The sequence below is a fragment of the Microbacterium sp. HM-570 genome, assembly GCF_054165885.1.
Map to the genome: position 1 here is coordinate 455,225 of NZ_CM135111.1, position 25,680 is coordinate 480,904.

At 66.9% G+C, this 25,680-nt stretch carries 28 protein-coding genes, 1 tRNA gene, 1 other RNA gene and 1 pseudogene; 16 read left to right on the plus strand and 15 right to left on the minus strand.

Annotated features, from left to right (window positions below):
* Positions 1-101 precede the first annotated feature (101 nt).
* The gene (locus tag ACT9TC_RS02140; protein WP_458041814.1) at positions 102-476 is read left to right on the plus strand and encodes a hypothetical protein; all 375 of its coding nucleotides are present in this window, start codon (positions 102-104) and stop codon (positions 474-476) included.
* 46 nt (positions 477-522) lie between these two features.
* Entirely contained in the window at positions 523-771 is a 249-nt protein-coding gene (locus tag ACT9TC_RS02145; RefSeq protein WP_458041815.1) for a hypothetical protein, read from the plus strand.
* A 286-nt stretch (positions 772-1,057) separates the two neighbouring features.
* Here the strand turns inward: ACT9TC_RS02145 and ACT9TC_RS02150 are convergent.
* A tRNA-Lys gene (locus ACT9TC_RS02150) sits at positions 1,058-1,130 on the minus strand.
* A gap of 100 nt (positions 1,131-1,230) precedes the next feature.
* On the opposite strand from ACT9TC_RS02150, the gene ACT9TC_RS02155 reads away from it, so the two are divergent.
* Both ACT9TC_RS02155 and ACT9TC_RS02160 read left to right on the plus strand, forming a co-directional pair.
* Positions 1,231-2,070, plus strand: a complete 840-nt coding sequence (locus tag ACT9TC_RS02155; RefSeq protein ID WP_458041816.1) for an inositol monophosphatase family protein — start codon at positions 1,231-1,233, stop codon at positions 2,068-2,070.
* Between the two features lie 10 nt (positions 2,071-2,080).
* On the plus strand, positions 2,081-2,665 hold the full coding sequence (locus tag ACT9TC_RS02160) for a hypothetical protein (protein WP_458041817.1): 585 nt from the start codon (positions 2,081-2,083) through the stop codon (positions 2,663-2,665).
* A 285-nt stretch (positions 2,666-2,950) separates the two neighbouring features.
* On the opposite strand, the gene ACT9TC_RS02165 is transcribed toward ACT9TC_RS02160, so the two are convergent.
* The 3 genes from ACT9TC_RS02165 to ACT9TC_RS02175 all read right to left on the minus strand — a co-directional run bounded on the left by ACT9TC_RS02165 (position 2,951) and on the right by ACT9TC_RS02175 (position 6,418).
* Positions 2,951-3,697 (minus strand): formylglycine-generating enzyme family protein, encoded by a 747-nt coding sequence (locus tag ACT9TC_RS02165; protein ID WP_458041818.1) that lies wholly within the window; start codon positions 3,695-3,697, stop codon positions 2,951-2,953.
* A gap of 24 nt (positions 3,698-3,721) precedes the next feature.
* Positions 3,722-5,251 carry a flotillin family protein gene (locus ACT9TC_RS02170; protein WP_458041819.1) on the minus strand — a complete coding sequence of 510 codons (1,530 nt, stop codon included), beginning with the start codon at positions 5,249-5,251 and terminating at the stop codon, positions 3,722-3,724.
* A 189-nt stretch (positions 5,252-5,440) separates the two neighbouring features.
* On the minus strand, positions 5,441-6,418 hold the full coding sequence (locus tag ACT9TC_RS02175) for a zinc-binding dehydrogenase (RefSeq protein ID WP_458041820.1): 978 nt from the start codon (positions 6,416-6,418) through the stop codon (positions 5,441-5,443).
* A 311-nt stretch (positions 6,419-6,729) separates the two neighbouring features.
* Here ACT9TC_RS02175 and ACT9TC_RS02180 point away from each other — a divergent pair, with 311 nt between their 5' ends.
* Genes ACT9TC_RS02180 through ACT9TC_RS02190 form a run of 3 tightly spaced genes read left to right on the plus strand, consistent with a single transcriptional unit; the run spans position 6,730 to position 9,421 of the window.
* Positions 6,730-8,511, plus strand: a complete 1,782-nt coding sequence (locus ACT9TC_RS02180) for a TIGR03767 family metallophosphoesterase (RefSeq protein WP_458041821.1) — start codon at positions 6,730-6,732, stop codon at positions 8,509-8,511.
* Positions 8,508-8,858, plus strand: a complete 351-nt coding sequence (locus tag ACT9TC_RS02185) for a hypothetical protein (protein ID WP_458041822.1) — start codon at positions 8,508-8,510, stop codon at positions 8,856-8,858. The genes ACT9TC_RS02180 and ACT9TC_RS02185 overlap by 4 nt, the downstream gene beginning before the upstream one ends.
* Positions 8,855-9,421, plus strand: coding sequence for a hypothetical protein (locus ACT9TC_RS02190; RefSeq protein ID WP_458041823.1), 567 nt, complete (start codon positions 8,855-8,857; stop codon positions 9,419-9,421). Before ACT9TC_RS02185 ends, ACT9TC_RS02190 begins: the two co-directional genes overlap by 4 nt.
* A gap of 1,122 nt (positions 9,422-10,543) precedes the next feature.
* Here the strand turns inward: ACT9TC_RS02190 and ssrA are convergent.
* The 5 genes from ssrA to ACT9TC_RS02215 form a co-directional block, all read right to left on the minus strand.
* Positions 10,544-10,913, minus strand: a transfer-messenger RNA (tmRNA) gene (gene ssrA, locus ACT9TC_RS02195).
* Positions 10,914-11,029: 116 nt separating this feature from the next.
* Positions 11,030-11,785: an anti-sigma factor gene (locus tag ACT9TC_RS02200; RefSeq protein ID WP_458041824.1), complete on the minus strand. Its 756-nt coding sequence runs from the start codon at positions 11,783-11,785 to the stop codon at positions 11,030-11,032.
* On the minus strand, positions 11,772-12,380 hold the full coding sequence (locus ACT9TC_RS02205; protein ID WP_458041825.1) for an RNA polymerase sigma factor: 609 nt from the start codon (positions 12,378-12,380) through the stop codon (positions 11,772-11,774). The genes ACT9TC_RS02200 and ACT9TC_RS02205 overlap by 14 nt, the downstream gene beginning before the upstream one ends.
* Positions 12,377-13,009, minus strand: a complete 633-nt coding sequence (locus ACT9TC_RS02210) for a class F sortase (protein WP_458041826.1) — start codon at positions 13,007-13,009, stop codon at positions 12,377-12,379. Before ACT9TC_RS02210 ends, ACT9TC_RS02205 begins: the two co-directional genes overlap by 4 nt.
* Positions 13,010-13,043: 34 nt before the next feature.
* A complete protein-coding gene (locus ACT9TC_RS02215) occupies positions 13,044-13,877 on the minus strand; it encodes a DUF4397 domain-containing protein (RefSeq protein ID WP_458041827.1) in 834 nt (277 codons plus the stop codon).
* A 193-nt stretch (positions 13,878-14,070) separates the two neighbouring features.
* On the opposite strand from ACT9TC_RS02215, the pseudogene ACT9TC_RS02220 reads away from it, so the two are divergent.
* A pseudogene (locus ACT9TC_RS02220) lies at positions 14,071-14,220 on the plus strand (lipase family protein); the annotation flags it as partial.
* Positions 14,221-14,314: 94 nt separating this feature from the next.
* Positions 14,315-14,548: an alpha/beta fold hydrolase gene (locus ACT9TC_RS02225; RefSeq protein ID WP_458042985.1), complete on the plus strand. Its 234-nt coding sequence runs from the start codon at positions 14,315-14,317 to the stop codon at positions 14,546-14,548.
* 20 nt (positions 14,549-14,568) lie between these two features.
* Here ACT9TC_RS02225 and fabG read toward each other — a convergent pair whose 3' ends face one another.
* The gene (fabG, locus tag ACT9TC_RS02230) at positions 14,569-15,279 is read right to left on the minus strand and encodes a beta-ketoacyl-ACP reductase (protein ID WP_036295956.1); all 711 of its coding nucleotides are present in this window, start codon (positions 15,277-15,279) and stop codon (positions 14,569-14,571) included.
* Positions 15,280-15,405: 126 nt separating this feature from the next.
* Here fabG and ACT9TC_RS02235 point away from each other — a divergent pair, with 126 nt between their 5' ends.
* From ACT9TC_RS02235 to ACT9TC_RS02250, 4 genes are read left to right on the plus strand one after another with little or no spacing between them, the layout of a single operon-like run.
* Complete coding sequence (locus ACT9TC_RS02235) at positions 15,406-15,831, plus strand: DUF4190 domain-containing protein (protein WP_458041828.1); 426 nt, start codon at positions 15,406-15,408, stop codon at positions 15,829-15,831.
* A gap of 41 nt (positions 15,832-15,872) precedes the next feature.
* Entirely contained in the window at positions 15,873-16,238 is a 366-nt protein-coding gene (locus tag ACT9TC_RS02240) for a DUF3099 domain-containing protein (RefSeq protein WP_458041829.1), read from the plus strand.
* Positions 16,239-16,243: 5 nt separating this feature from the next.
* Positions 16,244-16,507: a hypothetical protein gene (locus ACT9TC_RS02245; protein ID WP_458042845.1), complete on the plus strand. Its 264-nt coding sequence runs from the start codon at positions 16,244-16,246 to the stop codon at positions 16,505-16,507.
* Between the two features lie 17 nt (positions 16,508-16,524).
* Positions 16,525-17,391, plus strand: coding sequence for an SURF1 family cytochrome oxidase biogenesis protein (locus tag ACT9TC_RS02250; protein ID WP_458041830.1), 867 nt, complete (start codon positions 16,525-16,527; stop codon positions 17,389-17,391).
* A 4-nt stretch (positions 17,392-17,395) separates the two neighbouring features.
* Here the strand turns inward: ACT9TC_RS02250 and ACT9TC_RS02255 are convergent, their stop codons facing one another.
* Positions 17,396-18,994, minus strand: coding sequence for an ABC-F family ATP-binding cassette domain-containing protein (locus ACT9TC_RS02255; protein WP_458041831.1), 1,599 nt, complete (start codon positions 18,992-18,994; stop codon positions 17,396-17,398).
* Between the two features lie 135 nt (positions 18,995-19,129).
* Here ACT9TC_RS02255 and ACT9TC_RS02260 point away from each other — a divergent pair, with 135 nt between their 5' ends.
* The 3 genes from ACT9TC_RS02260 (at position 19,130) to ACT9TC_RS02270 (ending at position 21,838) form a co-directional block, all read left to right on the plus strand.
* Positions 19,130-19,768, plus strand: a complete 639-nt coding sequence (locus tag ACT9TC_RS02260; RefSeq protein WP_458041832.1) for a biotin transporter BioY — start codon at positions 19,130-19,132, stop codon at positions 19,766-19,768.
* A 42-nt stretch (positions 19,769-19,810) separates the two neighbouring features.
* Positions 19,811-20,419 carry a DUF1349 domain-containing protein gene (locus ACT9TC_RS02265; RefSeq protein ID WP_458041833.1) on the plus strand — a complete coding sequence of 203 codons (609 nt, stop codon included), beginning with the start codon at positions 19,811-19,813 and terminating at the stop codon, positions 20,417-20,419.
* 129 nt (positions 20,420-20,548) lie between these two features.
* A complete protein-coding gene (locus ACT9TC_RS02270; protein WP_458041834.1) occupies positions 20,549-21,838 on the plus strand; it encodes a DUF222 domain-containing protein in 1,290 nt (429 codons plus the stop codon).
* Positions 21,839-21,906: 68 nt separating this feature from the next.
* Here ACT9TC_RS02270 and ACT9TC_RS02275 read toward each other — a convergent pair whose 3' ends face one another.
* The 4 genes from ACT9TC_RS02275 to sufC are packed head-to-tail and all read right to left on the minus strand — an operon-like array spanning position 21,907 to position 25,659.
* Positions 21,907-23,328: an MFS transporter gene (locus tag ACT9TC_RS02275; RefSeq protein WP_458041835.1), complete on the minus strand. Its 1,422-nt coding sequence runs from the start codon at positions 23,326-23,328 to the stop codon at positions 21,907-21,909.
* On the minus strand, positions 23,325-24,485 hold the full coding sequence (locus tag ACT9TC_RS02280; RefSeq protein WP_458041836.1) for a MalY/PatB family protein: 1,161 nt from the start codon (positions 24,483-24,485) through the stop codon (positions 23,325-23,327). Before ACT9TC_RS02280 ends, ACT9TC_RS02275 begins: the two co-directional genes overlap by 4 nt.
* 52 nt (positions 24,486-24,537) lie before the next feature.
* Positions 24,538-24,867 carry a metal-sulfur cluster assembly factor gene (locus ACT9TC_RS02285; protein WP_036295934.1) on the minus strand — a complete coding sequence of 110 codons (330 nt, stop codon included), beginning with the start codon at positions 24,865-24,867 and terminating at the stop codon, positions 24,538-24,540.
* 9 nt (positions 24,868-24,876) lie between these two features.
* Positions 24,877-25,659 carry a Fe-S cluster assembly ATPase SufC gene (gene sufC, locus ACT9TC_RS02290; protein ID WP_458041837.1) on the minus strand — a complete coding sequence of 261 codons (783 nt, stop codon included), beginning with the start codon at positions 25,657-25,659 and terminating at the stop codon, positions 24,877-24,879.
* Between the last annotated feature and the right edge of the window lie 21 nt (positions 25,660-25,680).

The window sequence follows — 25,680 nt, forward strand, 5'->3', positions numbered from 1 at the left end:
CCTCGCTTCACGCCGCGCGGGTTATTCGACCCGCCAAGATATGCGGGCCCCAGAATGTGGCCCGTGTCAGACTTCCGCAGAACAAACGGGCGGGGGAAGCGATGACTCGGTGGCGACGAGGCCCGGCCGCGGCCGCTCTCTTCGTTTCCGGAGGACTCGCGCTTATCGGGGGCACGACAGTTGCGGTGCTGCAAGCCATCCAACTCCTGTTCGGAGTCGGCGGATGGGCACTGTGGATTGTGGTGAGCAATCTACGGTTCTTCAACGCCCCGAAGCCCGAGCCGACCCCCTTCCCGAGCGTCGACTTCCTGACGCCCGGGCTTCTGTTCGTCGTGGGCGTGTTCTTTGTGCTGATGGGCTGGGTGGCCCTGATCAGAGCGTCGACGCTCGTGTGGCCAGACCGTTTCGACCGGTCCGGGCAGGGTGGGCTCGGTGCCGACCTGGCGGGCCTACTCAACACCTCACAGCCCGCGTGATCGAGCCGAATATCCAAGCGCGATGCTTCGCGCATACAGTGCCTTGATGTCCTCAAAGGCGTGGGCTTGGTTCTGGACCGTGTTCATCGCGATCGGTTGTGGCGCGGGGGCGTACCCCGGAGCGCTGGAACTGGGGCTCGCTCTGGGCTGGGCCATCGCTATCGGTATCGGCGGGTTCATCGTGTCTGGCATCTGCTGTGGGTCCTACGTCGTCGGCCATGGCAGGATGCGCTCCCTGAGGAAGACGGCGAACAGCGGGGGGACTCCTCGCAGTGACGATGCTGATGCGCTCTGAGCGCTACTCAGTCGAAGACCTGATCAGCAGATTGCACGATCAATTGGACGGACGCTTTTACCGGCGCAGATCGAGCACGTTGACACCCTCGGTCCGTGCACGGTCAGCAGGCCGATGATGGGCGATTCCAGAGCCTGGGATGCACGTGGATTGCACGGTGCAGATTCGCGCGGAGTCGCGCTCAGCCCCCTGGAGCGCGAGAGGCAGGGATGCCGGTGAGCAGAAATAGCCTCTGACCAAGAACAAGAAAAGCCTCCGAGATGGCGAGATCTCAGAGGCTTCCCAGTGCACCCCCTCGGACTTGAACCGAGAACCCACTGATTAAGAGTCAGTTGCTCTGCCGATTGAGCTAGAGGTGCAGAGGCCGCCCAGGTGGAGCCGGGCGAACCGAGGATCAACGTTACCATCACGGTTACGTCACTCGCTAATCGTCCAGGCAAACGCCGGTATCCTGGGGCCGTGACTTCCCCCACGTCGCCCGTCCCCGGCGTCGCGCACACCGAACACTCGCGTGCCGACGACCTTTCCCTCGCGCTCCGACTCGCGGATGCCGCGGCTTTGGCCTCCATGGCACGGTTCGACGCCGTGGACTTGGACGTGCAGACAAAGCCCGATGCCTCGCCCGTGTCCGAGGCGGATCTGGCTGCCGAGCGGGCCATCCGCGACATCCTCGCCACAGAGCGACCCGGCGACGGGATCCTCGGCGAAGAGTTCGGCACAACAGGTGACAGCCGCCGCCAGTGGATCATCGATCCGATCGACGGAACCGCCAACTATGTCCGCGGCATCCCGATGTGGGGAAACCTGACCGCCCTTGCGGTCGACGGGCTGCCCGTCGTCGGCGTCGTCGGCATCCCGGCGATCGGACGCCGCTGGTGGGGTGCCGAAGGGCTCGGCTCCTGGACCGATACCCCCGAGGGTGGCGAGCGACGCCTGCGGGTATCGGCGATCGACACCCTCGACGAGTCCAGCGTCAGCTTCCAGAGCATCGCGCAATGGGACGAGACGGGTCATCTCGACGCCCTGATCGCCCTGACGCGCCGGGTCAAGCGCGACCGCGGCTACGGCGATGTCTGGCCCTACATGCTGCTCGCCGAGGGGCGCCTCGAGTTCGTCGCCGAGTTCGGCGTACAGGAATACGACATCGCCGCCGTCGTTCCGATCATCACCGAGGCCGGCGGGTGCGTCACGTCATTCGAGGGCGAGCAGACGCTCTCGGCACGTTCGGTGATGGCGACCAACGGCATCCTGCACCAAGACTTCCTCGATTTCGTCCACTCCCCGACGTCGGCCCCCTGATCTGGACGCCATGACTCGTTCCCGCGCGCTCCACCTTTCCCGCACGGCCCTCGGCGCCTCGGCGCTCGTGACCGCGCTGGTGCTGTCGGGCTGCGCGTCGACACCGGATGCTGAGCCATCCGTGCCGCCGTCCAGTGCTGCTCCCACCGCCACCCCCACACCGACGCGCACAGCAATCGTGCCTGTGGCGCGCCCCGAAGACCTCACCTGCGAAACACTCATCGCACCCGACCTCGTCGCCGCGTTCGTCGAGGCAGGGTGGGAGGCACAGGAGGAAGCGTTCCGCATCGGATCACGCGAGATCCCCGACGGCCTGTGGTGCATCTGGGGTGCGGCAGGAGCCCTGACAACCGGGCTGCAGATCTACGGCTGGGCTGGAATTGACCCCGTGGAAGCCGAAAAGGCCCAAGAGGAGCTGACCGAGGGCGGCTGGGTCGCGGAAGAATCACCCGACGGCATGTACGTCACCGAAAACCCCGACACGACCGTCGCGACCGACGACGACGGCTACGGGGTGACGTTCCTCTTCGGCGACGGCTGGGTCGCCGTGGCCGACACCAAGGAAGGCCTGCTCGTCATCGAGCGCCCCGCCTGATCGAGCCCGATACCCGCATAGGGCGGACATCCGAGAGGTGCGATCCCGCTTGGATGGCCCCGCGGAGCCCACCTCAGGCAACATCAGCCATAGCGATCCTCTCGGATGTTCGCCCGGCAGCGCAGAGTTGCCCAGATCAGCCCCCGGGAAAGCGCAAATCTGAAAGGAAGGACGGGCACCGAAGGCCGCTTTTCGGCCATATCCGAGCCTTCCAGCCCCAAGATTCCTTCCAGAATTACGCCGAAACCACGCAAGTCGCCACGATACGCAGCAAGACCCAGACGCTCATCGCCCGAGCGGGGTCCAGCCCGGCGGCAGCGGCCCATCCAGATCCGCACGCTCCCGGTCCACCGCGTCCGCCCAGCCCTGCGCCTCGCCGACACCGTCGAACCCGCCCCGAGCCAGGCGAAACCCGACATCCTCGTGCGTCGCCCGCGGGGGTCCGCCGCGCCGGGTCGAGGCCCGAACGCTCCACGCGTCGTCGGCGTACCCGCCGCCGCGGAACACCCGATAGTCCCGATATCGACCGGGGTCGAGCAGGTCCCAACACCACTCCCACACGTTGCCGAGGGTGTCGAACAGGCCGTTCAGGTTGGGCAGCTTGCCGCCGACGTTCTGCGGGGTCGTGGTCCCATCACCACTCGTCCAGGCCACCTCGGCGAGCGGGCCGTAGTGGGCGCCGGTTGACCCGGCACGGCACGCGAACTCCCACTCGGCCTCGGTCGGCAAACGGTAGCCGTCAGAATCGACGTGCCACGAGACATCCTGACCCTCGAACGAATAGGCCGGGTCGAGCCCTTCCCACTCCGACGCCGCATTGCAGAAGCGGATGGCTCGCAGCCAACTCACTTCTACCGCCGGGCGCCGTGGGTGCACGGATGTCTCGCCCAGGATCTCGGCGAGCTGCTCCTCCGTCACGGGGTACACCCCGATCTCGAAGGGCTCGAGGTCTACGGTCCGGCGAGCCTTGCGTCGGGCATCGTGGAGCGTGACACTTCCGGCGCCGATACGGGCCAGCTGGAAGTCGTCCACCGAAGGGATCCGTCCGCGCGGCGCTCAGGCCCCGGCGGAGTCGGACGCCGAAGCGACGGGGCCTGACGCGACGGTCGCGGGAGCTGCAGCGGCAGCCGAGCCCTCCGCGATGCCCCGCCCGAGCGCCTGCCCCTGGATGATCGCGCTCAGGTCGAGACCAGTCGCCGCCTTGACGCTCTCGAACGTCGCCGAGAGGCTCGTCGACTGCTCGCGGGCCATGTGGGTTCCGGCGGTGTCGCCACCGATCAGCGTGATGTTGCCGATCTTCTGGTAGCCCTTGGCGAACTCGGCCATGAGCTGCGGCAGCTGCCCGATGACCTCTTTCGCGAGAATCGCGTCCTGGTTCTCACGCAGAGCCTCGGCTTCGGCGGCGATCGCCTCGGCGGTGGCGGTTCCGCGCAGTCGAATCGACTCGGCCTCGGCCTCGGCCTGAACGCGCACGGCGAGGGCATCGGCTTCGGCCTGCACACGCACCGCGGCGGCTTCGGCGGATGCGGCGGCCTCGCGGGCCTGGGCCTGCGCGTTGACGGCGTACGCCTCGGCATCCGCGCGTTCCTGCGCGACCTTGCGTTCGGCCTCGGCGTTCTTCTGGCGCTTGTACGCCTCGGCGTCCGCGGCGGTCTGCTGCTGGTATGCCTGAGCTTCGGCATCCGTCTGCTGCTTGTACTTGTCGGCGTCGGCGACCTTCTTGACCTCGGCGTCGAGGCGGGCCTGCGTGTTGTTGGCTTCCTGCAGGAGGACGCCCTGCTCAGCCTCGGCACGCGCCAGGTTCTCCGACTGCTCGGCGAGCGCGTTGGCCCGACCGACCTCCGACAGCGCGGCGGCCTTGTTCTTGTCGAGCGCGGTCTGCTCGATCAGGTTGGCCTCGTCGGCGGCGAGCTGGCGCTTCTTGACCTCGCGCAGCGCATCGATCTCGGCGACGTCGGCCTGGCGGCGCACACGCTGCACCTCGACCGCACCGAGCGCCGAGATGTAGTTGTTCTTGTCGGTGATGCCCTGGATCGCGAACGAATCGAGCACCAGACCCTGCGCGAGAAGGTCGCCCGAGATACCTTCGGCGATCTCGTCGCTGAGCTTCTGGCGGTCCTGCATGACCTGCTCGACCGTGAGCTTGGCGACCACACCACGCAGCGCGCCCTCGAGCTGCTCGGTCGTGAAGGTGACGATGGCATCGTCCTGCGACGCGAAACGCTCCGCGGCGCGGCGCACCTGATCGGGCGTCGAGCCGATCTTGACCAACGCGACGCCGGTCAGATCGATCGTCACACCGTTGTTCGTCTGCGCGGTCGGCTCGAACTTGATCTGACGCGAGCGCAGCGACACCCGGTCGGAGCGCTGGGTGAGCTTGTTGACGAGCGCCCCGCGACCGCTGATCACGGTCATCTTGTTGGCTTCGCCCTCGGTGCTGTCGCGGGCCTTCTTACCGACGATGACGATGGCCTCGTCGGCGCGCGGAACCTGATACCAGAGGCGGAACAGGATCAGCACGATGATCAGAACAACGAAAACTATTCCGGCGCCGACGGCGATGGCGATGAGCAGGAACGGATCCATGTGGTGGGTCTCCTTCTTCAGGCCTGCCGCGTGCACGCCGTGATATCCAACCTATGTGCACCCCGGCAGTTGAGCGAGCGCAGCCCGGTCGATGAGCGAGCCTCGCGAGACGAAACGACGCGCCGACGCGCACGTCTCGTCTCATCGCTACGCTCGTCGCTCAACGACCGCGTCAGCGCACCCGTCGACTTAGAAGCGCAGGAGGATCTTCCCTGCGCGCCCAGGCTGGTCACTCGCGGCCGCAGCGGCCCGAGCATCCGTGAACTCGAAAACCTCACCCACGGGCAACGTGACCTCTCCGGACCCGATCCGCTCGATGAGCTCGCCGAAGAGGGCGGCGCGCTTCGGAGCATCCATCCACTGGCTGACCTTGCTGCCCCAGAAGCCCTTGACGGTCGCCTGCTTGAAGATCAGGTCGCCCGACGACAGCTCGAGCTTGTCCGAGCCCATCGCTCCGAACGACACGAGCGTGCCACCCTCGCCCAGCAGCGACAACAGGTCACCGGCCGCGGAACCACCGACCGAGTCGACCGCCGCGCGCGGGGCCGCATCGCCGAGAATCGCGGCGGCACGCTCGCGCCAGTCAGCGCTCTCGGTGGAAACGATGTTCCGGATGCCGAGGGCACCGAGTTCGTCGACGCCCGCGTCGCGCCGCACCAGGCCGAGCACCCGCACGCCGCGCGCTGCTGCGAACTGCACGACGAGCTTGCCGACCGCACCGTTCGCGGTGTTCTGCACGATCCACTCGCCCGGCTGTACGTCGAGGTATTCGAGCAGGCTGAGCGCGCTGAACGGCATCGAGATCATCTGCGCCGCGGTTTCGTCGCTCACCGAATCGGGAGCGGGAACGAGTCCGGATGCCTTCGCCACGAAGTACTCGCTCCACACGCCGAACGTGCCGCCGGTCGCGACGCGCTGCCCGATCTGCAGCTGGTCGACCCCCTCGCCGAGCGCGTCCACGACGCCGACTGCTTCTGTACCGGATGCCGCCGGCAGATCGGGTTTGAAGCCATAGGTGCCGCGAATCGTCCACAGGTCGTGGTTGTGGATCGGCGCCAACACCGTGCGCACGCGCACCTCCCCCGCGCTGGGCTCGGGAATGAGCCGTTCGGCGACTTCGAGAACGTCGCTGGCTTCGCCGAAGGTGGGGTGGATCAGTGCGCGCATGGTGGTGCTCCTTGTGTTGCTGATGTGCGGCCGCGTGTTGTGCGGCGGGATGTCGGGGGTGTTTGTCCCGACGGGTACCTCGACGCCAACGCAGAGGCGCCGCCATGTATGCCCAACCCTCGTTGATCGAGGCGAAGCCCGATTCGAAACACCCCCGTCGCTGACGCTGCGGGAGCGACCGCACCGATGGTCCGTGAGCTTGTCGAAGGGACTACTCACACCCGCCCACGCCCGAACCCGCGCGAGCGATATGCTCGTGCCGCGAGCGCACCCGAGCGCCCGTCCCCATCTGACCCGAATGGATGGCTCGAGTGCTGTCACGCAGACAGTTCCTTCTTCAGAGCGCGCTGCTCGCCGCGGCGACCAGCCTGAGCATCAACGACCTCGCCCCGCGGCTCGCCGCGGGTACGGCGGCAACCTCGACCTCAGACATCCCGAGCACGCTCCTGCAGACGATCCGCCAGGGCTCGATCGTGAAGGGTCAGTACCGCGGCCTCACGACGGGCCCGGGCGAGCCCTACATCCCCCGCCTCGATGTGCTGCGTGCCACCCCGAGCTCGACGCGCACAACCGCCCGCCGATCGCTGCTCTACATGGGGCATCTGTCTGACCTGCACGTGATCGACGCCCAGTCCCCCGGCCGCATCGAGCCGATGATCGTGCAGGATCACTCGGCGTGGGGTTCGGCGTTCCACCCGCACGATCCACTCAGCCCGCACGCGACGGCCGCGATGGTCCAGGCGTTTTCGGATGCCCGTTACAGCCCCCTCACCGGCGCACCGATGGGTGCGGCGATCGTCACGGGCGACAGCGCCGACATGCACTCGCACCTCGAATTGCGCTGGTACATCGACCTGATGGACGGCCTCGCGGTCGACCCCGCGAGCGCCGGCAAGAAGTTTCAGGGCGTTCAGGCGTGGTCCGAGGCGACCTGGGCGTATCGTCCCGGCGATCCGGCCGGAGGCGCGTTCGGCGACTACGGCTTCCCCCGCCTGCCCGATCTGCTCGCGCAGTCCATCGCCAAGCCCGTCGAGTCGGTCGGACTGCCCGCCCCCTGGTACGCCGTGTACGGCAACCACGACACGCTCCTGCTCGGCACGTTCGATCTCAGCCCGCAGCTGCACGCCCTGGCGGTCGGCGGGCAGAAGTCGTACTCGCTGGATGGCACGGCGGGAAGCATCCTGAACGGCTACGCGTCGAGCACCAGCGTGTTTCAGCAGGCGATGGATGCGCTCGGTGTTGCGCTCGGGCGTCCGGGATTCCGGAGCGTCACGGCGAATCCCGAGCGGTTCCTGTTCGAGCAGCGCGAGTTCATGGCCGAACACTTCGTCACGCAGCCAGCGCCCGGGCCGATCGGGCACGGGTTCACGCAGCACAACCTCGACTCCGGCGAGACGTGGTGGCAGACGGAGCTCACCCCACACATCCGCGCGTTCGGTCTCGATACCTGCAATCAGGTCGCGGGTCCGGATGGCGCGGTGCCCGACGTGCAGTTCCGCTGGCTCGAGCGCGAGCTCGAGAAGGCGCAGACCGAGCAGAGGCTCGTGCTGATCTTCAGCCACCACAACAGCCTGACGCTCGAGAATCGCGCGCAGCGCCCGGGCGACACCGAGGTGCTGCATGGCGCGGAAGAGTTCGTCGATCTGCTGCTGAAATACTCGGTGGTGATCGGATGGCTCAACGGCCACACGCACCTCAACCAGATCCTCGCCCACGCCTCCCCCACCGGCGGCTTCTGGGAGATCACGACCGCCTCGTGCATCGATTTTCCGCAGCAACAGCAGGTTGTGGAGATCATCGACAACCGCGATGGCACGATGTCGCTGTTCACGACGGTGCTCGATCACGCCTCCCCCGCCGTGCCCGGCACGAGCGGCAGCCTCGCCGACCTGGCGTCGCAGAGCCGCGAGTTCGCCGCAAACGACTGGGCCGAGACGCCCATGATGCGTCGGGGTTCGCCGCTCGATCGCAACACCGAGCTGCTGCTCCGCGCTCCCTTTGATCTGTCGATGATCACGGATGCGGCGCTCGAAAGTCAGCGGATGACCGACCATGCTCGACTCGTCGCCTACGAGAACGCGAGGGGCCTGTGAGCGCGCGGCGGGCTCTGGTGCCCGTGCTCTTGTTGGTCGGCCTGTCGCTCACGGGGTGCTCGCAGGTCGCGGCGATCGCGCCCGTCGGGGGCAATCACCTGGCCGAGGTGCGATACGCGGCGATCGATGTCCTGCTCGACGCGGATGTCGAGGTACTGACCGCACCCGTCTGTGCCCAGGCGCCATCGGGCGAGGTGTCGTGCCAGGGCGAGACGGTGGACGGCACAGACATCTCGGTCGTCTCCCCCGCCGACGACCAGACCGTCGTCACGGTGACAGTCGGCGACGATCAGTTGTACTCGGGCTCGATCATGGACGTCATCGACAAGGCGGCGAGGAACGGATGACTCGGCTGCTCGCTCGGGCATGGCCCGTGCTTCTCGCCGCGGTCGGCGGCAACGCCGTGGTTCAGGCTCTGCTGGTCGCGCCGTTCGTGACTCCCGGCGGTTCCGTCCCTTTCCTTGCGTTGGCGCTGGCGTCGTTCTGCGCGATCGTCGGGTCACTCGGCGTGGTGGTCGGGCGACTGCGGTCTCTCGTCTCGGGAGCAGGACGCGCTTGGACGGTGTGGGCCGCGTGCCTGGCGGTCGTGCTGGCAGTGGGACTCGCAGCGCTGGCATCGTCATGGCTCGTGCCGGTGACCCTCACGGTGGTGCTGATTCTGCTCGCCGGAACCACAATCGGTCGGGGCACTGCGGGGTTCGCAACCTTCCGCCATCACCCGGTGCGCGCGATCCTCCTGGCTGTCGTAACGCTGCTCGTGATCGGCCTTCTCTGGCTCGGCGCCCTGCTCCTCGGCTTCTTCATCACCGGCTTGCCCGCCGCCCTCCTAACCTGGCTCGCCTTCGGCGTCGTCGGTGTCCTGCTCCTCACCGCCTGGACGTCCCTGGCGTCCCGCTCGCTGAGCCTGTAGAAGCGACCACCCGCACCTGCCGGTCGTTGAGCGAGGAGCGCAGCGACGAGTCGAAACGCCCACCCGCGCGCTCACCCCGCCCGATCGCTGAGTCGGTCAAAGCGCCCCACCCACCGAGCCTGTCGAACCGACTTCGGTGCACCATCGCCCATTCGTGGCACAACTCGCTACCGTGGCGTTATGGTCCGGAAACCGCTAACGCACGAAGACGGCGATGTAGTCAACGCCGCGAAGTCAGTTCTCGCAGGGGCAAGCGGGTACGACGATCTGAGCGAGCGGGGCCAAGCAGCTGTGCGTTCGATCTGGGACGAGCAAATTTCCGAGCGTCGCACCGGTCTCAATCTCGCCGCTGAGTTCACGCAGGCGGGACGATCCTGGACAGAAGCGGACGCGCAGGGAAATGCCGTCGTCCACCGTGCAGACTCACCCTTTGACTGACACGGTCCAGTGCCTCGTGACTTGGCCGGGCCGAAAGCTCGGCCAAGTCCCCGATATCGCTCGAATCCTGCAGCAGGTGACGCATCTGCCGTTCGTGAACGCCGACATGGTCCCCGCCGAACGTTGGCCGGATGCTCAGGATGAGCACGCGACGGCCGACACTCCGGCATGCATTCAGACACGCCGAGCACCGACCGCCCAGCGAGGTCAACGTGTATGCGCCACGCTGAGACTGTGAGTGCCACAAGGCGAGCCCAACACGCCCATCAGACCAGCCGCTATTGGGTCGAGAACGGGCAGACCTATGTCAGCACGGGACTGTACGTTCAACGGTGGTCCTCCAGAATCGGAGTTACACCGTTGAACGTACAGTCCCGTCCGAGGTGCGAACTGCCCATTTCTCGGGAGCATCCGCCGTCGCGAGCGAGAGCATGCCGGTCGAGATGGGGGTGCGGCGCGGGTCGGGCATTGCGGCCTCCATGGAGTCGGGCGGGTCACTTCGACAAGCTCAGTGACCGTGGTCGAGGCCGAAACGGGCGCTTCCGCTGTCGCAATTTGTCGCCGCGATGCCGCGCCAGCGACGATTTGCGACAGCGGAGCATCCGAAGGCCCACAAAAAAGAGCCCGGCCCCCGCGAGCATAAAGCGCGCGGGAGCCGGGCCCCCCAACGTGCGACAACGACCAATGTGGAGATGGGGGGAATCGAACCCCCGTCCAACGCTGTGATTCTGCGCCTTCTACGGGCGTAGCTTGTGCTGACGTTCTGCTCGGCTCCTACCTTTGCCACAAGCATCTAGGTAGACAAGCCCAGCCTGAGAAAAGTCCCGCGTGACGTTCAGGCGCCATCACGCAGCAAGACCCCTAAATGACGCCAGGCTCCGTGTCGGGATCACACACGGTCTGACGGACTATCGGGCTCGCTTAGGCAGCGAGGGCGAAGTCAGTGCGCTTGGTTTCGGCACTTATTGTTTTGCAGAGATCGTTTACGAGATAACCCTGCATCCTCGGCCCGCTTCTCGCAGGTTCGCAGGCGATGTCGAAACCGATCATCCCCATGGACCTTCTTTCGAAGGGGCCGTTGTCGCACGCTGTTGAATTACCACGCTCGGGATGTCTGTTGCCAGCACCCGAGCATCTCAGTTTACAGGCCCGAGGGGCCGCTGGCCACCCTTAAAAGAAGCCCAACTCCCCTCGCACGATCGAGTCGCCCGAGTGCCCGGGCTGGCCGTCGTCGGGCTCATTCGACACGTCGACCAACACGTACTGCGACACATCGATCTCGGCCGGCACCGTGAAGGTGCCCTCGGTGCCGTCGAGCACGCCGAGGCTCACGAGCGCCGAGGCATCCTTCGTGATCAGCCACACCTCACGGTATGAATCCGGCGCCTCATCGGCCTCGAGTTCGACCCGCACCATCCGCGTACCGTCCGGTGTCTCTTCGAGCACGGCTGCACCCACGGCTCCGGGGTGGTCGGGGAATGCGTCGAGGGATGCCGCGGCCACCTCGACCACGGCGGTGCGCTGCCCGATCGCCCACCCGCCGACGGCCACACCGGCGACAACGACCAGCGACGCCGCGAGCACCCAGGCCGTGGCCAGGCCACCACGGCGACCCCGGCGGGGTGCAGCGTGCGCGGGTCCTGTACGCGGGGCGGACGTGACGGGTTCCGCATCCGGCGCCGACAGACCGACCTCGTCGCGGATGGCGTTCCACACCCGCTCGGGCGGGGTGAGCATCTCGCCGGCGTCGATCGCCGACCGCCCGACAAGGGCCGCGTGGCGCAGCTCGCCGAGTTCGTGCTGACAGTCCGGACACGCCGCAATGTGGGCGTCATCCGCATCCGAGGTCACCGGCTCGCCCATCGCCAACAGCGCGAGCTGTTCCGGGTCAAGGTGCGACTCACTGTTCAGGTCACGGTGCGACATCGACGGCCTCCAATCTGGTGCGCATTCGGGTCAGACTTCGGCGGATATGGCTCTTGACAGTACCCACGGGCATGTCGAGTCTGGCTGAGATCTCTTGGTGGGTCAGGTCGTCGAAGAAGGCGAGTCGCACGACGGTCCGAGCATCCGGTTCCAATCGTTCGATTTCTTGCGCCACGAGCAGGGTTTCGGCCAGGTCGACGGATGGCGCGGCCACCAGGTCATCCGGATGTGTCACCCGCTCCAACTGCTCCTGCAAACGCCTGACCCGCGCGCGCGCCTCGTGCGTGTCGGCGATGCGGCGCTTCGCGATCGTGATGATCCACGTTGCGAGCGCAGCCTTGGTGGGGTCGTACGATTCGCGCCCGGTCCAGGCGGCGACGAAGGTCTTCTGGGTGACGTCCTCGGCATCCGAGGTGTCCGCGAGCGATCGCAGGGCAAGCGTGTAGACGACCGGCGACCAGCGCCGATACACCTCTTCGAGTGAGCGCTCATCACCCGCGCGAAATCTCGCGTCGAGAGACTGCTCGGGATCGGCATCCATGCCGTTGACCTTTCGGATGTGACGCGCAGCGCCGCGGGTCGTTCGCCCGGTCATGCCATCGGTCGGGCGATGGCGACCACGTTATCGCTGTAGGAGCGTCTTTCGGCGTCGAAGCTGCCGCCGCACGTGATCAGCACGAGGGCGGGGGCGCCGTCGCGAGCGAAGAGTTGCTCGGTCGGCAGCTGCGAGCGCGGATAGTAGGTGACGCTTTCGACGGCGTAGCGCGTCATCCCGCCATCCTCGCTCTCGACCTGCACCTCGGTACCGGGTTCGAAATTCCGGAGGTTCGACAGCGGACCGATGCCATAGATGCTCGAGTCGACGTGTGCCGCGAGCACGGTGTTGCCGGTTCCCGCGGCGGGGTACGCGCCGAAGCGATACCAGCCGGCGACGGTCGGCTCGGGCGGCAGCTCCATGAAGCCGCCGTCCTCGATGCCGACGGGCCTGATCGACATGTCGATCGATGCCGACGGCACCTGCACCCGCACCGGAGCGACGGGCGCGACGACCGGCGGCACCTCACTCGAGGTGCGGGGCACGTCGATCACGGCGGTGGGCGCCGGGGTGGGAGTGGGGGTTGGGGCGTCGCTCGCCCCCGCGTCCGGGAGTTGGGCGGGGGCGAGCGAACATCCCGTCAGGGCGAGCAAAAACACCGCAATGATGAGCGGGGGGACTCGGTTCATGGTGATGCTCTCCTGTTGCTCGCCCTATCGGGTGTCAGCCGCGCGAGCGGACTGACCGGAAGCCCAGGGCGGCCGCGACCGCCGCACCCAGGGCCAAGACGATGCCGATGCCGATGCCCCAGACGAGCGGTGCAGGACCGTTCTCTGCGACAAGACCGGCCGAGCCCGAGTTGACGCTGTCGGGCGAGGAGTGCAGGCCGGTGATGGTCTGCACGGCGAGGGCGAGGTTGTCATCCGCCGCGCTGCCCCAGGCATAGACGATCGTCAGAACGCCTTCCTGCACGTTGACATCGGCGGGTCCGATCACGGGATCCGTCGTGCCTGCCAGCGCCACAGAGGCCGGGACCACACCGGCGGCCAGGTTCAGCGTCGCCTCGTTCGGGTTGGTGAGGTCCTCGACGACGGGGGTGCCGCCGGCGAGGATGTCGACGGCCGGTGCCGCGGCAACGTGGCGAACAGTCAGGCGACCCTCGCCTGCGGCGGTGGTGCTGATGTCGTTGGTGAACAGCGTGGCCGTGGGGGCTCCGGCATCCGTCAAGTGAGCGACGGCGGTGTAGCTGGTGTTCGCGGCGAGGGTGAGGGTGATGGGTCCGATGACGGGGGCGCTGTCGTCCGCTGCATCCGGTGCCGTGATGGCGACGACGTAGTCGCCGGCGGGCAGATCGAGCGGGCCGGCGAGGTCTCCCGGCTGGAAGTCGTCGAGGGTCAGGTCACCGTTGACGTAGACGTCGACGTCGACGGGAGTGTCGGGTACGGCATGCAGCACCGAAAGATCGGCGGTCGTTGATGAGATCGCGCTCGCGGGGGTGATGAATCCCACGGCGGCGACGACGCCGACAGCAATGCCGGCAGCAATTGTCTTGCGCACGTTGTCCTCCTTCACGGGCGCGAGCTTTTCGCGCCGTCTAGAGAGTTGTTCCGGGCGAAGGTGCGTGACGGATGCAGGTGGATGAGTATTTGTGGACTCGTGAGAGAACTCTCATCCCTGTATGCCATCCAGGGCCGCGAGTACGCGGATTTTGAGGCTTCTCAACGTCGGAGGCGCGACGTAGTTTCTCGGCATGGACATCATCCTCGTACCCGGTCTCTGGCTCGATGCCTCCTCGTGGGACGATGTCGTCCCGACGCTGACCGACGCCGGTAATCGCACCCATCCGCTGACCCTGCCGGGAACCGGGTCCCCCGCTGCCGACTCTGCGGACATCGGCATCGCCGACTGGGTTGCGGCGGTCGTCGCGCAGATCGACGCGCTGCCCGGCGAGGTTGTGCTCGGCTCGCGCCCTTCCCGTACCGGCGGGCGTGCCGATGGATCCGATCCACTTCCACGATCTTCGCCGCCGCACGCGCCCCGTGACCGTGCTGAGCGGCACCATGGACGAGGCGGCACTGCGCGCGATGCTGGAGGAGTGGCCGGCATGGGGCACTGAGTTCACCACGCTCGACGATGTACGTGTCGTGCATCTGGGCAGCGGGCACTGGCCGCAGTTCACGCAGCCGACCGCGGTGGGTCAGGCCATTCTCGACGCCATCGCGCGGTGAGGGTTAGGCCCGACCTGAGGTCAGTGGCCCATCCCCAGCCCGCCGTCGACGGGGATGACGGCGCCGGAGATGTAGGCGGCGTCGTCTGACGCCAGCCACGTGACGACACCGGCGACCTCGTCGGGAGTCGCGAACCGACCGGCGGGAATGCTGCGCTTGTACTCCGCCTGCGTTTCGTCGGGCAGCGCCGCGGTCATGTCGGTCTCGATGAACCCCGGGGCCACAACGTTTGCCGTGATTCCGCGGCCACCCAGTTCGCGCGTGAGCGAGCGGGCGAAACCGACGAGCCCGCTCTTCGACGAGGCGTAGTTGACCTGCCCGGCAGAACCATAGAGTCCGACGACGCTGGAAATCAGGATGACTCGGCCCCAACGTGCACGCAGCATGCCCTTCGACGCACGCTTGACCACACGGAATGCGCCGCCGAGGTTCGTGGAAACGACCGAATCGAAGTCGTCCTCCGACATCCGCATCAGCAGAGTGTCCTTCGTGATCCCCGCATTTGCCACGACGACCTCGACGGGACCGAGCTGCGCCTCGACCTCGGTGAACGCGGCATCCAGCGAAGCGGAATCGGTGACATCCGCGCGGACCGTCAGCGTTCCCTCCGGCCCTTCGCCCGACCGGGCCGTCACGGCCACGCGGTGTCCTTCGGCAACGAAGCGTTCGGCGATCGCGCGACCGATGCCGCGGTTTCCGCCGGTGACGAGGACGACGCGTTCGGTGGTCATGGCACTCCTGTGGGTCGGGATGAGACCGCTCCACCCTACCGAGGCACCGTCCCACCTGAGACACCGCCGCGTTGACATGCGCGCACGGACGCTGCGAGTCTGAGGTGTACCGACGAGAGGCTTTTCATGACTTCCACCCCGCCCGCTGGCGACCCCGGCAACTATCCCCCCGCACCCCCGGTGTCGCAGGGATACCCCGCCACACCCCCGCCATCGCAGGGCTACCCCGCCGGCAATTACCCCGCGTCCCCGGGCTATGGCTCGTACCCGCCGGCTCCGAAGACCAACACGCTTGCGATCGTCTCGCTCATCAGCGCGATCGTCGGGTTCGTCCTGATCCCGTTCATCCCGTCGATCGTCGCAGTCATCACCGGCCATATGTCCCTCGGCCAGATCAAGCGCACCGGCGAGCAGGGACGCGGGCTCGGCCTCGCGGGCACGATCATCGGCTGGGTCGGTGTCGGACTATGGGTTATCGTCGGCATCGCGATCCTGGCGTTGATCCCGGCATTCGTCACGTCGATCGAGAACTCGCCCGGCATGTACTCCTGAACGGGCTCACGGTGCTTCCGGCGGCGTACGCTGGAAGCACCGTGAAAACACCCGCAGATTCCCTGTCCTCGACCTCGTTGCCGCGCGCTCCACGCGATGAGGCCGCGGCACGTATGCGGCGGTACATGTGGACCATGGCGATCCGCGTCTCGTGTTTCATTCTGATGGCCGTCGTGACGCCCTACGGCTGGTACACGTGGGTGTTCGCGGCTGGCGCGATCTTCCTCCCTTACGTTGCCGTGATCGTCGCGAACGTCGGCTACGACTCGAGCGCACGAGCGGAGCCCGTGCAGCGGATGCTCCCCGCTCCGGCCGCTCCCTCACCCTCGACCGCCGCGCCCCGATCCGAGTCCACCCCGGGTGTGATTCTTCTCACCGAAACACCACGGCCCGAGGACACGCACTGATGTCAATGCTCGGCGGCGGGCAGGAGCCCGACGGTACGCCCTGCTCCCGTGCAGGCTGTCGGACGGATGCATCGTGGCAGGTCATCTGGCGGAACCCCCGCATCCACACAGCCGATCGGCGAAAGGTCTGGCTCGCGTGCGACGAACACGCCGGGTACCTTCGCGATTACCTGGCCGCGCGTGATTTCCCCGTCGAGCTGGAGCCGTTCGCTCCCCAGGCGGACGCGTCGAAGGATTCACCTCACCATGTGGCTGCGAACGGCGGCTGATGGCCCAGAAACGCAGCATGCAGAATCTGCCCACGGCGGGCCGCTGGGCGATCTATGTCTCGCTCGCGGTCGTGTTCGCGATCGCGTGCGCGTTCCTGTCGAACTGGCAATTCACACGCAACCAGGAGCGGTCGGCGGATCTCGCGCTGATCGAGGCCAACTACGACGCAGAACCGGTGCCCGTGGCAGCCGTTCTCTCGGGCACCTCCGACTTCAGACCCGACACGGAGTGGTTGCCGGTCGTGCTGAAGGGTCGCTACCTTCCCGACGAGCAGTTGCTCGCCCGCAACCGGCCTCACGGCGGCACGAGCGCCTTCGAGGTGCTCACCCCGTTTCGGCTCGACGACGGGCGCATCGTCATCGTGAACAGGGGCTGGGTGCCTCCCGCTTCCGACAGCTCCGATCCCGCGACTGTGCCCGCTCCCCCGTCCGGCGAAGTCACCGTCACGGCTCGATTGCGTCCGGGCGAGGCCGCGCCCGCGTCCGGGCGTGGCGCGCCCGAGGGTCAGGTGCCGGTGATCGACCTGACCGCGATCGCCGAACGCACCGGGCCTGAAACCGTCACGGCGGCATACGGTCTCATGGTCTCCGAGGACCCCGCGCCCGCAGAGCGTCCCACGGCGCTGACGTCACCGACGGAAGACCCCGGTCCTTACCTGTCTTACGCGATCCAGTGGATTCTGTTCGCCATCATGGGATTCATCTTCATCGGGTATGTCATCAAGACCGAGATCGCACAGCGTCGCGAAGACCGTGCCGAAGACGAAGCTCCGGAATCGGATGCGTCGGGCCCTGCCTCGCCGCGCACTCCGCGTCGGCCGGCCCGGCGACGCGACGCGGACACCGATGCCGAGGACGCCATCCTCGACGCGGCCTCTCGCTGACGAGTCAGGCGAGGGAGACGAGGTCCGCGTACTCGCGGTTCCAGATGTCTTCGACGCCGTCCGGCAGGATCAGCACGCGCTCGGGGTTCAGCGCCTCGACGGCTCCCTCGTCGTGGGAGACGAGCACGACGGCGCCCTCGTAGTGCGAGAGCGCGCCGAGGATCTCTTCGCGCGATGCGGGGTCGAGGTTGTTCGTCGGCTCGTCGAGCAAAAGCATGTTCGCGGACGAGACGACGAGCGTCGCGAGCGACAGACGCGTCTTCTCGCCACCCGACAGAACCCCGGCGGGCTTCAGCACGTCGTCGCCGGTGAAGAGGAACGATCCGAGCACCTTGCGTGCCTCGGTCGCGGTGATGTCGGGGGCCGCAGACATCATGTTCTCGAGCACGGAGCGGTCGACGTCGAGGTTCTCGTGCTCCTGGGCGTAGTAGCCGACCTTCAGACCGTGCCCGGGCTCGAGCCGCCCCGTGTCCGGCTTGTCGACGCCCGCGAGGATACGCAACAGGGTCGTTTTTCCGGCGCCGTTGAAGCCGAGGATGACGACCTTCGACCCGCGGTCGATGGCCAGGTCGACGTCCGTGAAGATCTCGAGCGAGCCGTACGACTTCGACAGGCCCGTCGCCATGAGCGGGGTTTTCCCGCAGGGGGCCGGTTTCGGGAACCGGAGCTTTGCGACCCGCTCGACCTGGCGGACTTCGTCCAGGCCCGACAGCATCTTCTCGGCGCGGGCGACCATCTGGTGCGCCGCGGCCGCCTTGGAGGCCTTCGCACCGAATCGCGCCGCCTGCATCTGCAGCTGCGTCGCCTTCTTCTCGACGCCCGCACGTTCTTTCTTGCGGCGCTCTTCGTCGGCCACCCGCTGACGCAGGTAGTTCTTCCAGTTCATGTTGTAGATGTCGATGACCTGGCGGTTGGCGTCGAGATAGAAGACGCGGTTCACCGTCTCGCCGACGAGTTCGACATCGTGGCTGATCACGATCAGCCCGCCCTTGTAGTTCTTCAAGAACTCGCGCAGCCACACGACACTGTCGGCGTCGAGGTGGTTGGTCGGCTCATCGAGGATCATCGAGTCGGCGTTGGAGAAGAGGATGCGGGCCAGCTCGATACGGCGGCGCTGCCCACCGGATAGCGTGCTCAGGGGCTGATCGAGCAGACGATCCGGCAGCGACAGGTTGTGCGAGATCGTGGCCGCCTCGGCCTCCGCCGTGTAACCACCGAGGGATTCGAAGCGCTCGGTGAGCGCGCTGTAGCGATTCATCGCCTTCGCGGCGACCTTCGCATCGTCGTCGGCCATCGTCAGCGCCGCCTGCTGCATCTCGATGGCCAGCGATCCCAGCCCACGCGCGTCCAGGATGCGTGTGCGCGCCAGCATCGACGGGTCGCCCGCGCGCGGGTCCTGCGGGAGATATCCGAGTTCACCTGTCCGCTCGACGCGGCCGTCGGCGGGCGGAAGATCGTCCGACAGGACCTTCGTCAGAGTCGTCTTGCCCGCTCCGTTGCGGCCGACCAGTCCGATCTTGTCGCCGGGCGAGACACGGAACGTGACGCCCGACATGAGAATTCGGGCGCCCACGCGGATCTCGAGATCGTGCACGGCGAGCACAGCGGATGTCCGTTCCGTCGGTGGGGTGGGTACAAAAGGGCAGACGTGCCAAACCCCTAGTATAAGTCGGGAGCGCGTAACCATCGCTGTCGAGCGCCGCCACGATGCCTGCCGTCCCGACGCCCAAGGAGTCTCATGACCGCCCTCGCACCCGCCGCTGGCCCGCGCCGCGTCCTCGCCGACGTCGTCGGACGCCCGTCCACCCGCGCCCGCGCTTTCGCGATGGACGCGACCCTCGTGCTTGCGGGCGTTGTCGTCGTAGCGCTGCTCGCGAAGGTCTCGTTCTTCATCGGCCCCGTGCCGATCACAGGCCAGACGCTCGGAGTCATCCTGGTCGGCGCTGCTCTCGGAGCACGACGTGGTGCCGTCAGCCTGACGTCCTACATGCTGCTCGGGCTCGCGGGGCTCCCCCTCTTCGCGGGGCCGGTCGCTGGGCCGGCTTATGTCCTGTCCCCCTCTTTCGGCTTCATCGTCGGCTTCATCCCCGCGGCTTTCGTCGCGGGATGGTTCGCTCAGCGCGCCTGGGACCGTCGTCCCGTCCTGGCTTTCGTCGGATTCGTGACCGCCAGCATCATCCCGTTCCTCGTGGGCGTGCCCTACATGGCTCTGATCCTGGCGAACGTCGTCGGTTCGGATGTGTCGTTCGCCTCGATCATGGGCGCGGGCGTGCTGCCCTTCATCGTGCCCGGGGTGATCAAGGCCGCCTTCGCCGCCCTGCTGGTTCCCGCGGCCTGGCTGCTCGTACGGACGCTGGATCGTCGCGCGCGCGGTTGACCCGCTTTCTGACCTGCCTTCGCATCGACCAGAAGCGTGAACATGACCGAGGTCGCGTGGAGCGAGGGTCGCTGGACATCCGAGCCCGCGGACGTTCACGTCACGGATGACGGCCTCTTCGTGACCGCGAAAGAAGGAAGCGACGCCTGGCGTGAAACCGCTTACGGATTCATCCACGACACCGAGCACGCACTGCTCCGACCGATCGAGGACGGGCAGGCCGTCGAAGTGAGTTTCCGCGTCGACCTTCCAGAACAGTTCGACCAGGCTGGTGTGTTCTTGAAAGCCGACGACGAGAACTGGATCAAGGCCGGGGTCGAACGCAGCGATGGTGAAGAGAGTCTCGGAGCCGTGGTCACCCGCCGGCAGTCGGACTGGTCTCTCTCTCCGGTCCCGGCCTGGGCCGGACGGATCGCGACGGTGCGCGCCAGTTGGTCCGCGGGCGCGGTGACGATTCGTGCCCGGGTCGACGACGAGCCGTGGCGCCTCGTTCGCGTCGCTCCCCTCCCGGCCGGAGCGCACCTCGAAGCGGGGCCCTTCTGCTGCGCACCCTCCCGTCCCGGTCTGTCCGTCCACTTCCTCAGCTGGCGGCTGACGAACGCGGACGCCGAGCTTCACGCGAGCGACACCGGCACGGACGAGGCAACGTAAGTCCCGCCGGGCGATCTGAGGTCTGCGGTTTGAGGATGTGAGAACTCTCATCTTTTCGGTTCGGATTCTGGCGTGATGTGGGGGCTTTTCGGGGTTCGGGTGTCGGTGGTGATCCGTAGAGTTTAGAACATGCATTCGAACAACAGTCGCGTCGCTGACATCTGCGACGTCGATACCGAAGCGCGTGACCTCGCGATCCGGTTCGCCGAGGCATCGCGGGCGGTCGCTCGTGCGCAAGCTGCGCAGGCGCGGGTCCTGGCGGATGCTGCGGATCTCGGGATGCGTCGAGTCGCTGAGTTGGGGTCGACGTCCTCGCGTGAGGCAGAACTGCCTCTTCGTGCTTTGGCTGCGGAGTTGGCGGTCGCGGCGTGCATGTCCGATCGCACCGTGCAGGGCCGGATGAACGACGCCGCCGTGTTAGCCGAAGCGTTCCCCGCAACGTTTGACGCGTGGGATGAGGGCCGGGTCAGCGCGCGGCATGTCGCGGTGATCATGGAGCACGGGATGCCGCTCACCGACGCGGACGCGCGTGCCGTGTTCGAGCACGAAGCTGTGGAGCGGGCTGAGGGGACGACACCCGGACGGCTCGGGTCCGCGCTCGCGAGGCTCGCGGAATCGTTGCAGCCCCGGACGCTGACGGAACGCCACCAGGAAGCCCGTGCTTCGCGGGGTGTCGGTGTGCGGGACATCGGGGATGGGATGGCGGAGTTCAGCACCATCCAACCCGCGGTACTCGCCCACGGGATGCACGACCGCATCACGCAGCAAGCGAAGGCGATCAAGAACGCCGACCCGTCTGATGTGCGGACGATCGATCAGATCCGTGCGGACCTCGTCGCAGACATGATGCTGACGACGAATCCCTCCGTGGAAACGGGTGCGGGGTTCTCGGACGGGTTTGGTGGACTCGGGGCGATCCAAGCGATCGTGAACGTCACCATCCCCGCCCTCGCGTTGGCCGGCGTCACGGATGAGCCCGCCGAGCTGGTCGGGCGGTGCCCGATCGACCCCGCCACGGCCCGGCAACTCGCGGGACACGCGACCGGGTGGGACCGGGTCCTCGCCGACCCCATCACGGGGTGTGTGCTTGCGGTGGACCGGTATACGCCGTCGGCGGACATGAAACGGTTCCTCCGGGCTCGGGATCAACACTGCCGATTCCCCGGATGCCGACAACCCGCCCACCGGTGCGATCGAGACCACACCCTCGACTATGCGTTGGGCGGCGACACCGACGTCTGCAACCTCGCCTGCCTCTGCAAACGACACCACACATTGAAAGGCGAAACGGGCTGGACCGTGCGGCAACTCGGCGGCGGAATCCTCGAATGGACCTCACCCGGTGGTCACATCTACATCGACAAACCCCCGCCCGCGCTGGTCCTCTTCACGCCGAACACGGACCCACCACCGTTCTGAGGCACCGCGGGCACCCCACGGTCACTGAGCTTGTCGAAGTGACCCGCCGAGCCCTGCCGGGTCCACGGTCACAGAGCTTGTCGAAGTGACCCCGTGTTCGCACCGAGCGCGGGCGAGAACCCGCGCTCCTGACCCATGCGCAGACCCGGAACCAACGCAAGAACGGCAATGGCCGAGGCGACCAGGAACACACCGGGGAACTCCCACCCCGTGCCCGAGAACCCGGTGAATACGAGTCCCAGCACGGCGATCGTGACCGCGGCGCCGGTCGAGTCCGATATCGAGAGCGCCGACGAGTTGAAGCCCTGGTTCCGCGGCGTCGAATAGGCCAGCGTCAGCACCGTCAACCGCGAATAGATCAGCCCGACGCCCGCGCCCGAGAACGTCCATCCCGCGATCAGGATGGCCGGATGTGCTGCGGTGAGGGCACATACCGCGGCAGTGAGCGTCGCGACGGTCAGCAGGCTGCAGCCGATCAGGACGATCCGTCGATTGCCGATGCGATCGCCGTAACGTCCTTGGATGTCCGCACTGACCGCCCACGCGAGTGCAGCGGTCGTGAGTCCGAGACCCGCCCACGTCGGCGAGAACCCGTACCGGTCGATCATCAGATACGGCACGTACACCTCGGCACCGAACAGCGCACCGGCTATCAGCCCGCGAAGAAGGATCACGCTCGGCAGACCACGGCCGACTCGAAGCGTGCGCACGGGAAGAAGCGGGCGTGCCGCAAACCCGATCAGCACGGCCGCCGCGACCGCAACAACAGGGCTCGCGGCACCGAATCCCCCAGACATCCCGAGCAGGAGAACCGCGGCGGCGACCACCATCGCGAGCCCCAGGCGCCCCCAGAAGCCGCCACGGGCGGGCCCCGACGTCCGCATATCCAGGCCGTGCAGCCGCACGGCCACCGCGGTGAATGCCACGACTGTCAGCACAGCCACTCCGAAGAACACCCACCGCCAGTGCAGGTGCTCGGTCACGGCGCCCGCCGCGAGCGGTCCGATGAGAGACGGCACGACCCATGCCGCCGCGAACGCCGCGAAGACGCGTCCGTGGATAGCGGCCGGATAGATTCGCGCGACCACGACGTAGAGCGCCACCGTTTGGCCACCGGTGCCGAGGCCCTGCAGCAGCCGGCCCACGACGAGCATCTGCATGTTCGGCGCGGTCCCCGCCACGATCAGCCCGAGGAGGAACAGCGCGATGGATACGTAGAGGGGGACCTTCGGTCCGGATCTATCCGACCAAGCCCCCGTCACAACCATCCCGATAACACCGGTCGCGAGTGTTCCCGCGAACGCCAGCGCGTAGAGATACTCTCCGTTCAGCTCGTCGCTGATGATCGGCATGACGGTCGTCATCGCCAGGGACTGGGTCGCCGCCAGGAAGATGAGAGCGACCGCGCCGAGAGTGACCCAGATCAGACGGACATCCCAGATCGACGTGGGCTCGCCGGGGTGGGGCGACGTGCGGACGGCGCCGCTCACCTCTCGATCAGCGCCCCGATCCTCTGAACAGCTTCCGTCAGCACCTCGGCCGAGCAGCCGATGTTGACGCGCACGTGACCCCTGCCCTCAACCCCGAAAGCCGGTCCGTAGTGCAGTGCGACTTTCGCGTCGCGCAGGATCTTCACTCCGGGATTATCACCCCAACCGACGCCGGACAGATCGATCCACGCGAGGTAGCCCGCAGCGGGCGCGTCATAGCGCGCACCGGGAATGTGTTCGGCCAACAGCTCGCCCAGCAACCGTCGGTTGCGATCGACCGCGGCGAGCATGCTGTCCAGCCACGCGTCACTCTCCGGCGAGAACGCAGCCACACCCGCGAGAGCCCCGAATAGACCCGTCCGCCACTCGACCTCGGCGGGCAGATTACGCACGACATCGAAGCGCTTCGGGTCGGTCGCGATCATCAGCGCGCACTTCAGCCCCGCGAGGTTGAACGCTTTGCTGGCGCTGGTGACGACGTACCCGACGCGTGCGGCGGCTTCGGACGCAGCCAGAAATGGGGTGAACGTCACCTCCGGTTGCGCGAGCGGGGCGTGGATCTCGTCGCTCACCACCACCGCGCCGGCCGCTTCGGCGATCTCGGCAAGGCGCACGAGGGTCTCTCGGGAGTGAACCGTCCCGGTCGGGTTGTGCGGGTTGCAGAGCAACACCGCGCGCGCTCCGTCGTGCAGCGCCGTCTGGATGCCAGCAAGGTCCAGCTCGAACCCGCCACCCCGTCGCAGCAGCGGAACGCGCTCGACGACGCCACCGGCCTCGGGAATCGCGTCGTAGAACGGCGGGTACACCGGCGGCGTCACGACCACGCGGTCCCCGGGAGCAATCGAGCGTCGCAGTATCTCGACCACGCCCATGATCACGTCGCCGGTCGAGCGAATGGCGTCGGGGGCGACATCCCATCCGAACCGTCGCGCCGCGAACGCCGCGTACGACTCGCGAATGCCCGACGCCGGCGATGTGTATCCCGTATCGCCCAGATCCAGCGCACGCGAGAGCGCCGCCGTGATGGCGGGAGCGAGCGGATAGTCCGTCTCAGCGACGAACATCGGCAGCACATCCGCCGGGTAGCGACGCCACTTGACACTCGATCGTTCACGCAGCAGTTCGAGAGGCAGCGCTTCCAAGGGGACGACGGTCACCCGTCGAGCTTAGCGACGCGCGGATTCCGCTTCGTCGGTCAAGCCGCTGCGGTCAGATCGAGAAGCCGAGTGCCCGCATCATGTCGCGGCCGTCATCGGTGATCTTCTCGGGACCCCACGGCGGCATCCACACCCAGTTGATGCGGAACCGCTCGACGACATCGTCGAGTGCCTGCGCCGTCTGCTCTTCGAGCACATCCGTCAACGGGCATCCGGCGCTGGTCAGCGTCATGTGGATCACCAGGGCGTCGTTCTCGTCGTCCCAGCCGAGGTCGTAGATCAGTCCGAGGTCTACGACATTGATCCCCAATTCGGGATCCATGACGTCTTTGAGCGCCTCGGAAACCTCGTCGTACTTCTCAGGAGCGAGGGTCGCGGTCATGGATATATCCTAAGCGCCCGCGGGCGCGGTGGACTCGGGTGCGACGTCGAGGAAGCGATCGTAGCCCTCGTTCTCGAGGCGGTCCGCGAGTTCGGGGCCGCCCTCTTCGACAATGCGGCCGGCGACCATCACGTGCACGAAGTCGGGCGCGATGTAGCGCAGGATGCGTGTGTAGTGCGTGATCAACAGCACGCCGAGGTCGGTCTCTGCCTTGGCGCGGTTGACACCCTCCGACACGATCTTGAGAGCGTCGACGTCGAGTCCCGAATCGGTCTCGTCCAGCACCGCGATGCGCGGCTTCAGCAGTTCGAGCTGCAGGATCTCGTGACGCTTCTTCTCGCCACCCGAGAAGCCCTCGTTGACGTTGCGTTCGGCGAACTTCGGGTCCATGCGCAGATTCTTCATCGACACGCGAATGTCCTTGACCCAGTTACGGATCGAGGGCGCTTCGCCGTCGACCGCCGTCTTGGCGGTGCGCAGGAAGTTACTGACGGTCACACCGGGGATCTCGACGGGGTACTGCATCGCCAGGAACAGCCCCGCGCGGGCACGCTCGTCGACGGTCATCGCAAGGACGTCCTCGCCGTCGAGGGTGATCGAGCCGGAGGTGACGGTGTATTTGGGGTGACCAGCGATCGTGTACGCCAGGGTCGACTTTCCCGAGCCGTTCGGGCCCATGATCGCGTGGGTCTCGCCAGTGCGGATCGTGAGGGTGACGCCGTTCAGGATGGGCGTGACGCCGGCATCCGTCTCGACGGTGACGTGCAGGTCGCGAACTTCGAGGACAGACATGTAAGTGGGTTCCTAACGAAC

Coding starts and splice junctions, on each gene's coding strand:
- ACT9TC_RS02140 (WP_458041814.1), top strand. CDS start 102: ATGACTCGGTGGCGACGAGGCCCGGCCGCGGCCGCTCTCTTCGTTTCC.
- ACT9TC_RS02145 (WP_458041815.1), top strand. CDS start 523: ATGTCCTCAAAGGCGTGGGCTTGGTTCTGGACCGTGTTCATCGCGATC.
- ACT9TC_RS02160 (WP_458041817.1), top strand. CDS start 2,081: ATGACTCGTTCCCGCGCGCTCCACCTTTCCCGCACGGCCCTCGGCGCC.
- ACT9TC_RS02170 (WP_458041819.1), bottom strand. CDS start 5,251: ATGGATCCGTTCCTGCTCATCGCCATCGCCGTCGGCGCCGGAATAGTT.
- ACT9TC_RS02175 (WP_458041820.1), bottom strand. CDS start 6,418: ATGCGCGCACTGATCCACCCCACCTTCGGCGAAGCCAGCGACGTTCTC.
- ACT9TC_RS02190 (WP_458041823.1), top strand. CDS start 8,855: ATGACTCGGCTGCTCGCTCGGGCATGGCCCGTGCTTCTCGCCGCGGTC.
- ACT9TC_RS02200 (WP_458041824.1), bottom strand. CDS start 11,785: ATGTCGCACCGTGACCTGAACAGTGAGTCGCACCTTGACCCGGAACAG.
- ACT9TC_RS02205 (WP_458041825.1), bottom strand. CDS start 12,380: ATGACCGGGCGAACGACCCGCGGCGCTGCGCGTCACATCCGAAAGGTC.
- ACT9TC_RS02210 (WP_458041826.1), bottom strand. CDS start 13,009: ATGAACCGAGTCCCCCCGCTCATCATTGCGGTGTTTTTGCTCGCCCTG.
- ACT9TC_RS02225 (WP_458042985.1), top strand. CDS start 14,315: ATGGATCCGATCCACTTCCACGATCTTCGCCGCCGCACGCGCCCCGTG.
- fabG (WP_036295956.1), bottom strand. CDS start 15,279: ATGACCACCGAACGCGTCGTCCTCGTCACCGGCGGAAACCGCGGCATC.
- ACT9TC_RS02235 (WP_458041828.1), top strand. CDS start 15,406: ATGACTTCCACCCCGCCCGCTGGCGACCCCGGCAACTATCCCCCCGCA.
- ACT9TC_RS02245 (WP_458042845.1), top strand. CDS start 16,244: ATGCTCGGCGGCGGGCAGGAGCCCGACGGTACGCCCTGCTCCCGTGCA.
- ACT9TC_RS02250 (WP_458041830.1), top strand. CDS start 16,525: ATGCAGAATCTGCCCACGGCGGGCCGCTGGGCGATCTATGTCTCGCTC.
- ACT9TC_RS02260 (WP_458041832.1), top strand. CDS start 19,130: ATGACCGCCCTCGCACCCGCCGCTGGCCCGCGCCGCGTCCTCGCCGAC.
- ACT9TC_RS02265 (WP_458041833.1), top strand. CDS start 19,811: ATGACCGAGGTCGCGTGGAGCGAGGGTCGCTGGACATCCGAGCCCGCG.
- ACT9TC_RS02270 (WP_458041834.1), top strand. CDS start 20,549: ATGCATTCGAACAACAGTCGCGTCGCTGACATCTGCGACGTCGATACC.
- ACT9TC_RS02285 (WP_036295934.1), bottom strand. CDS start 24,867: ATGACCGCGACCCTCGCTCCTGAGAAGTACGACGAGGTTTCCGAGGCG.
- sufC (WP_458041837.1), bottom strand. CDS start 25,659: ATGTCTGTCCTCGAAGTTCGCGACCTGCACGTCACCGTCGAGACGGAT.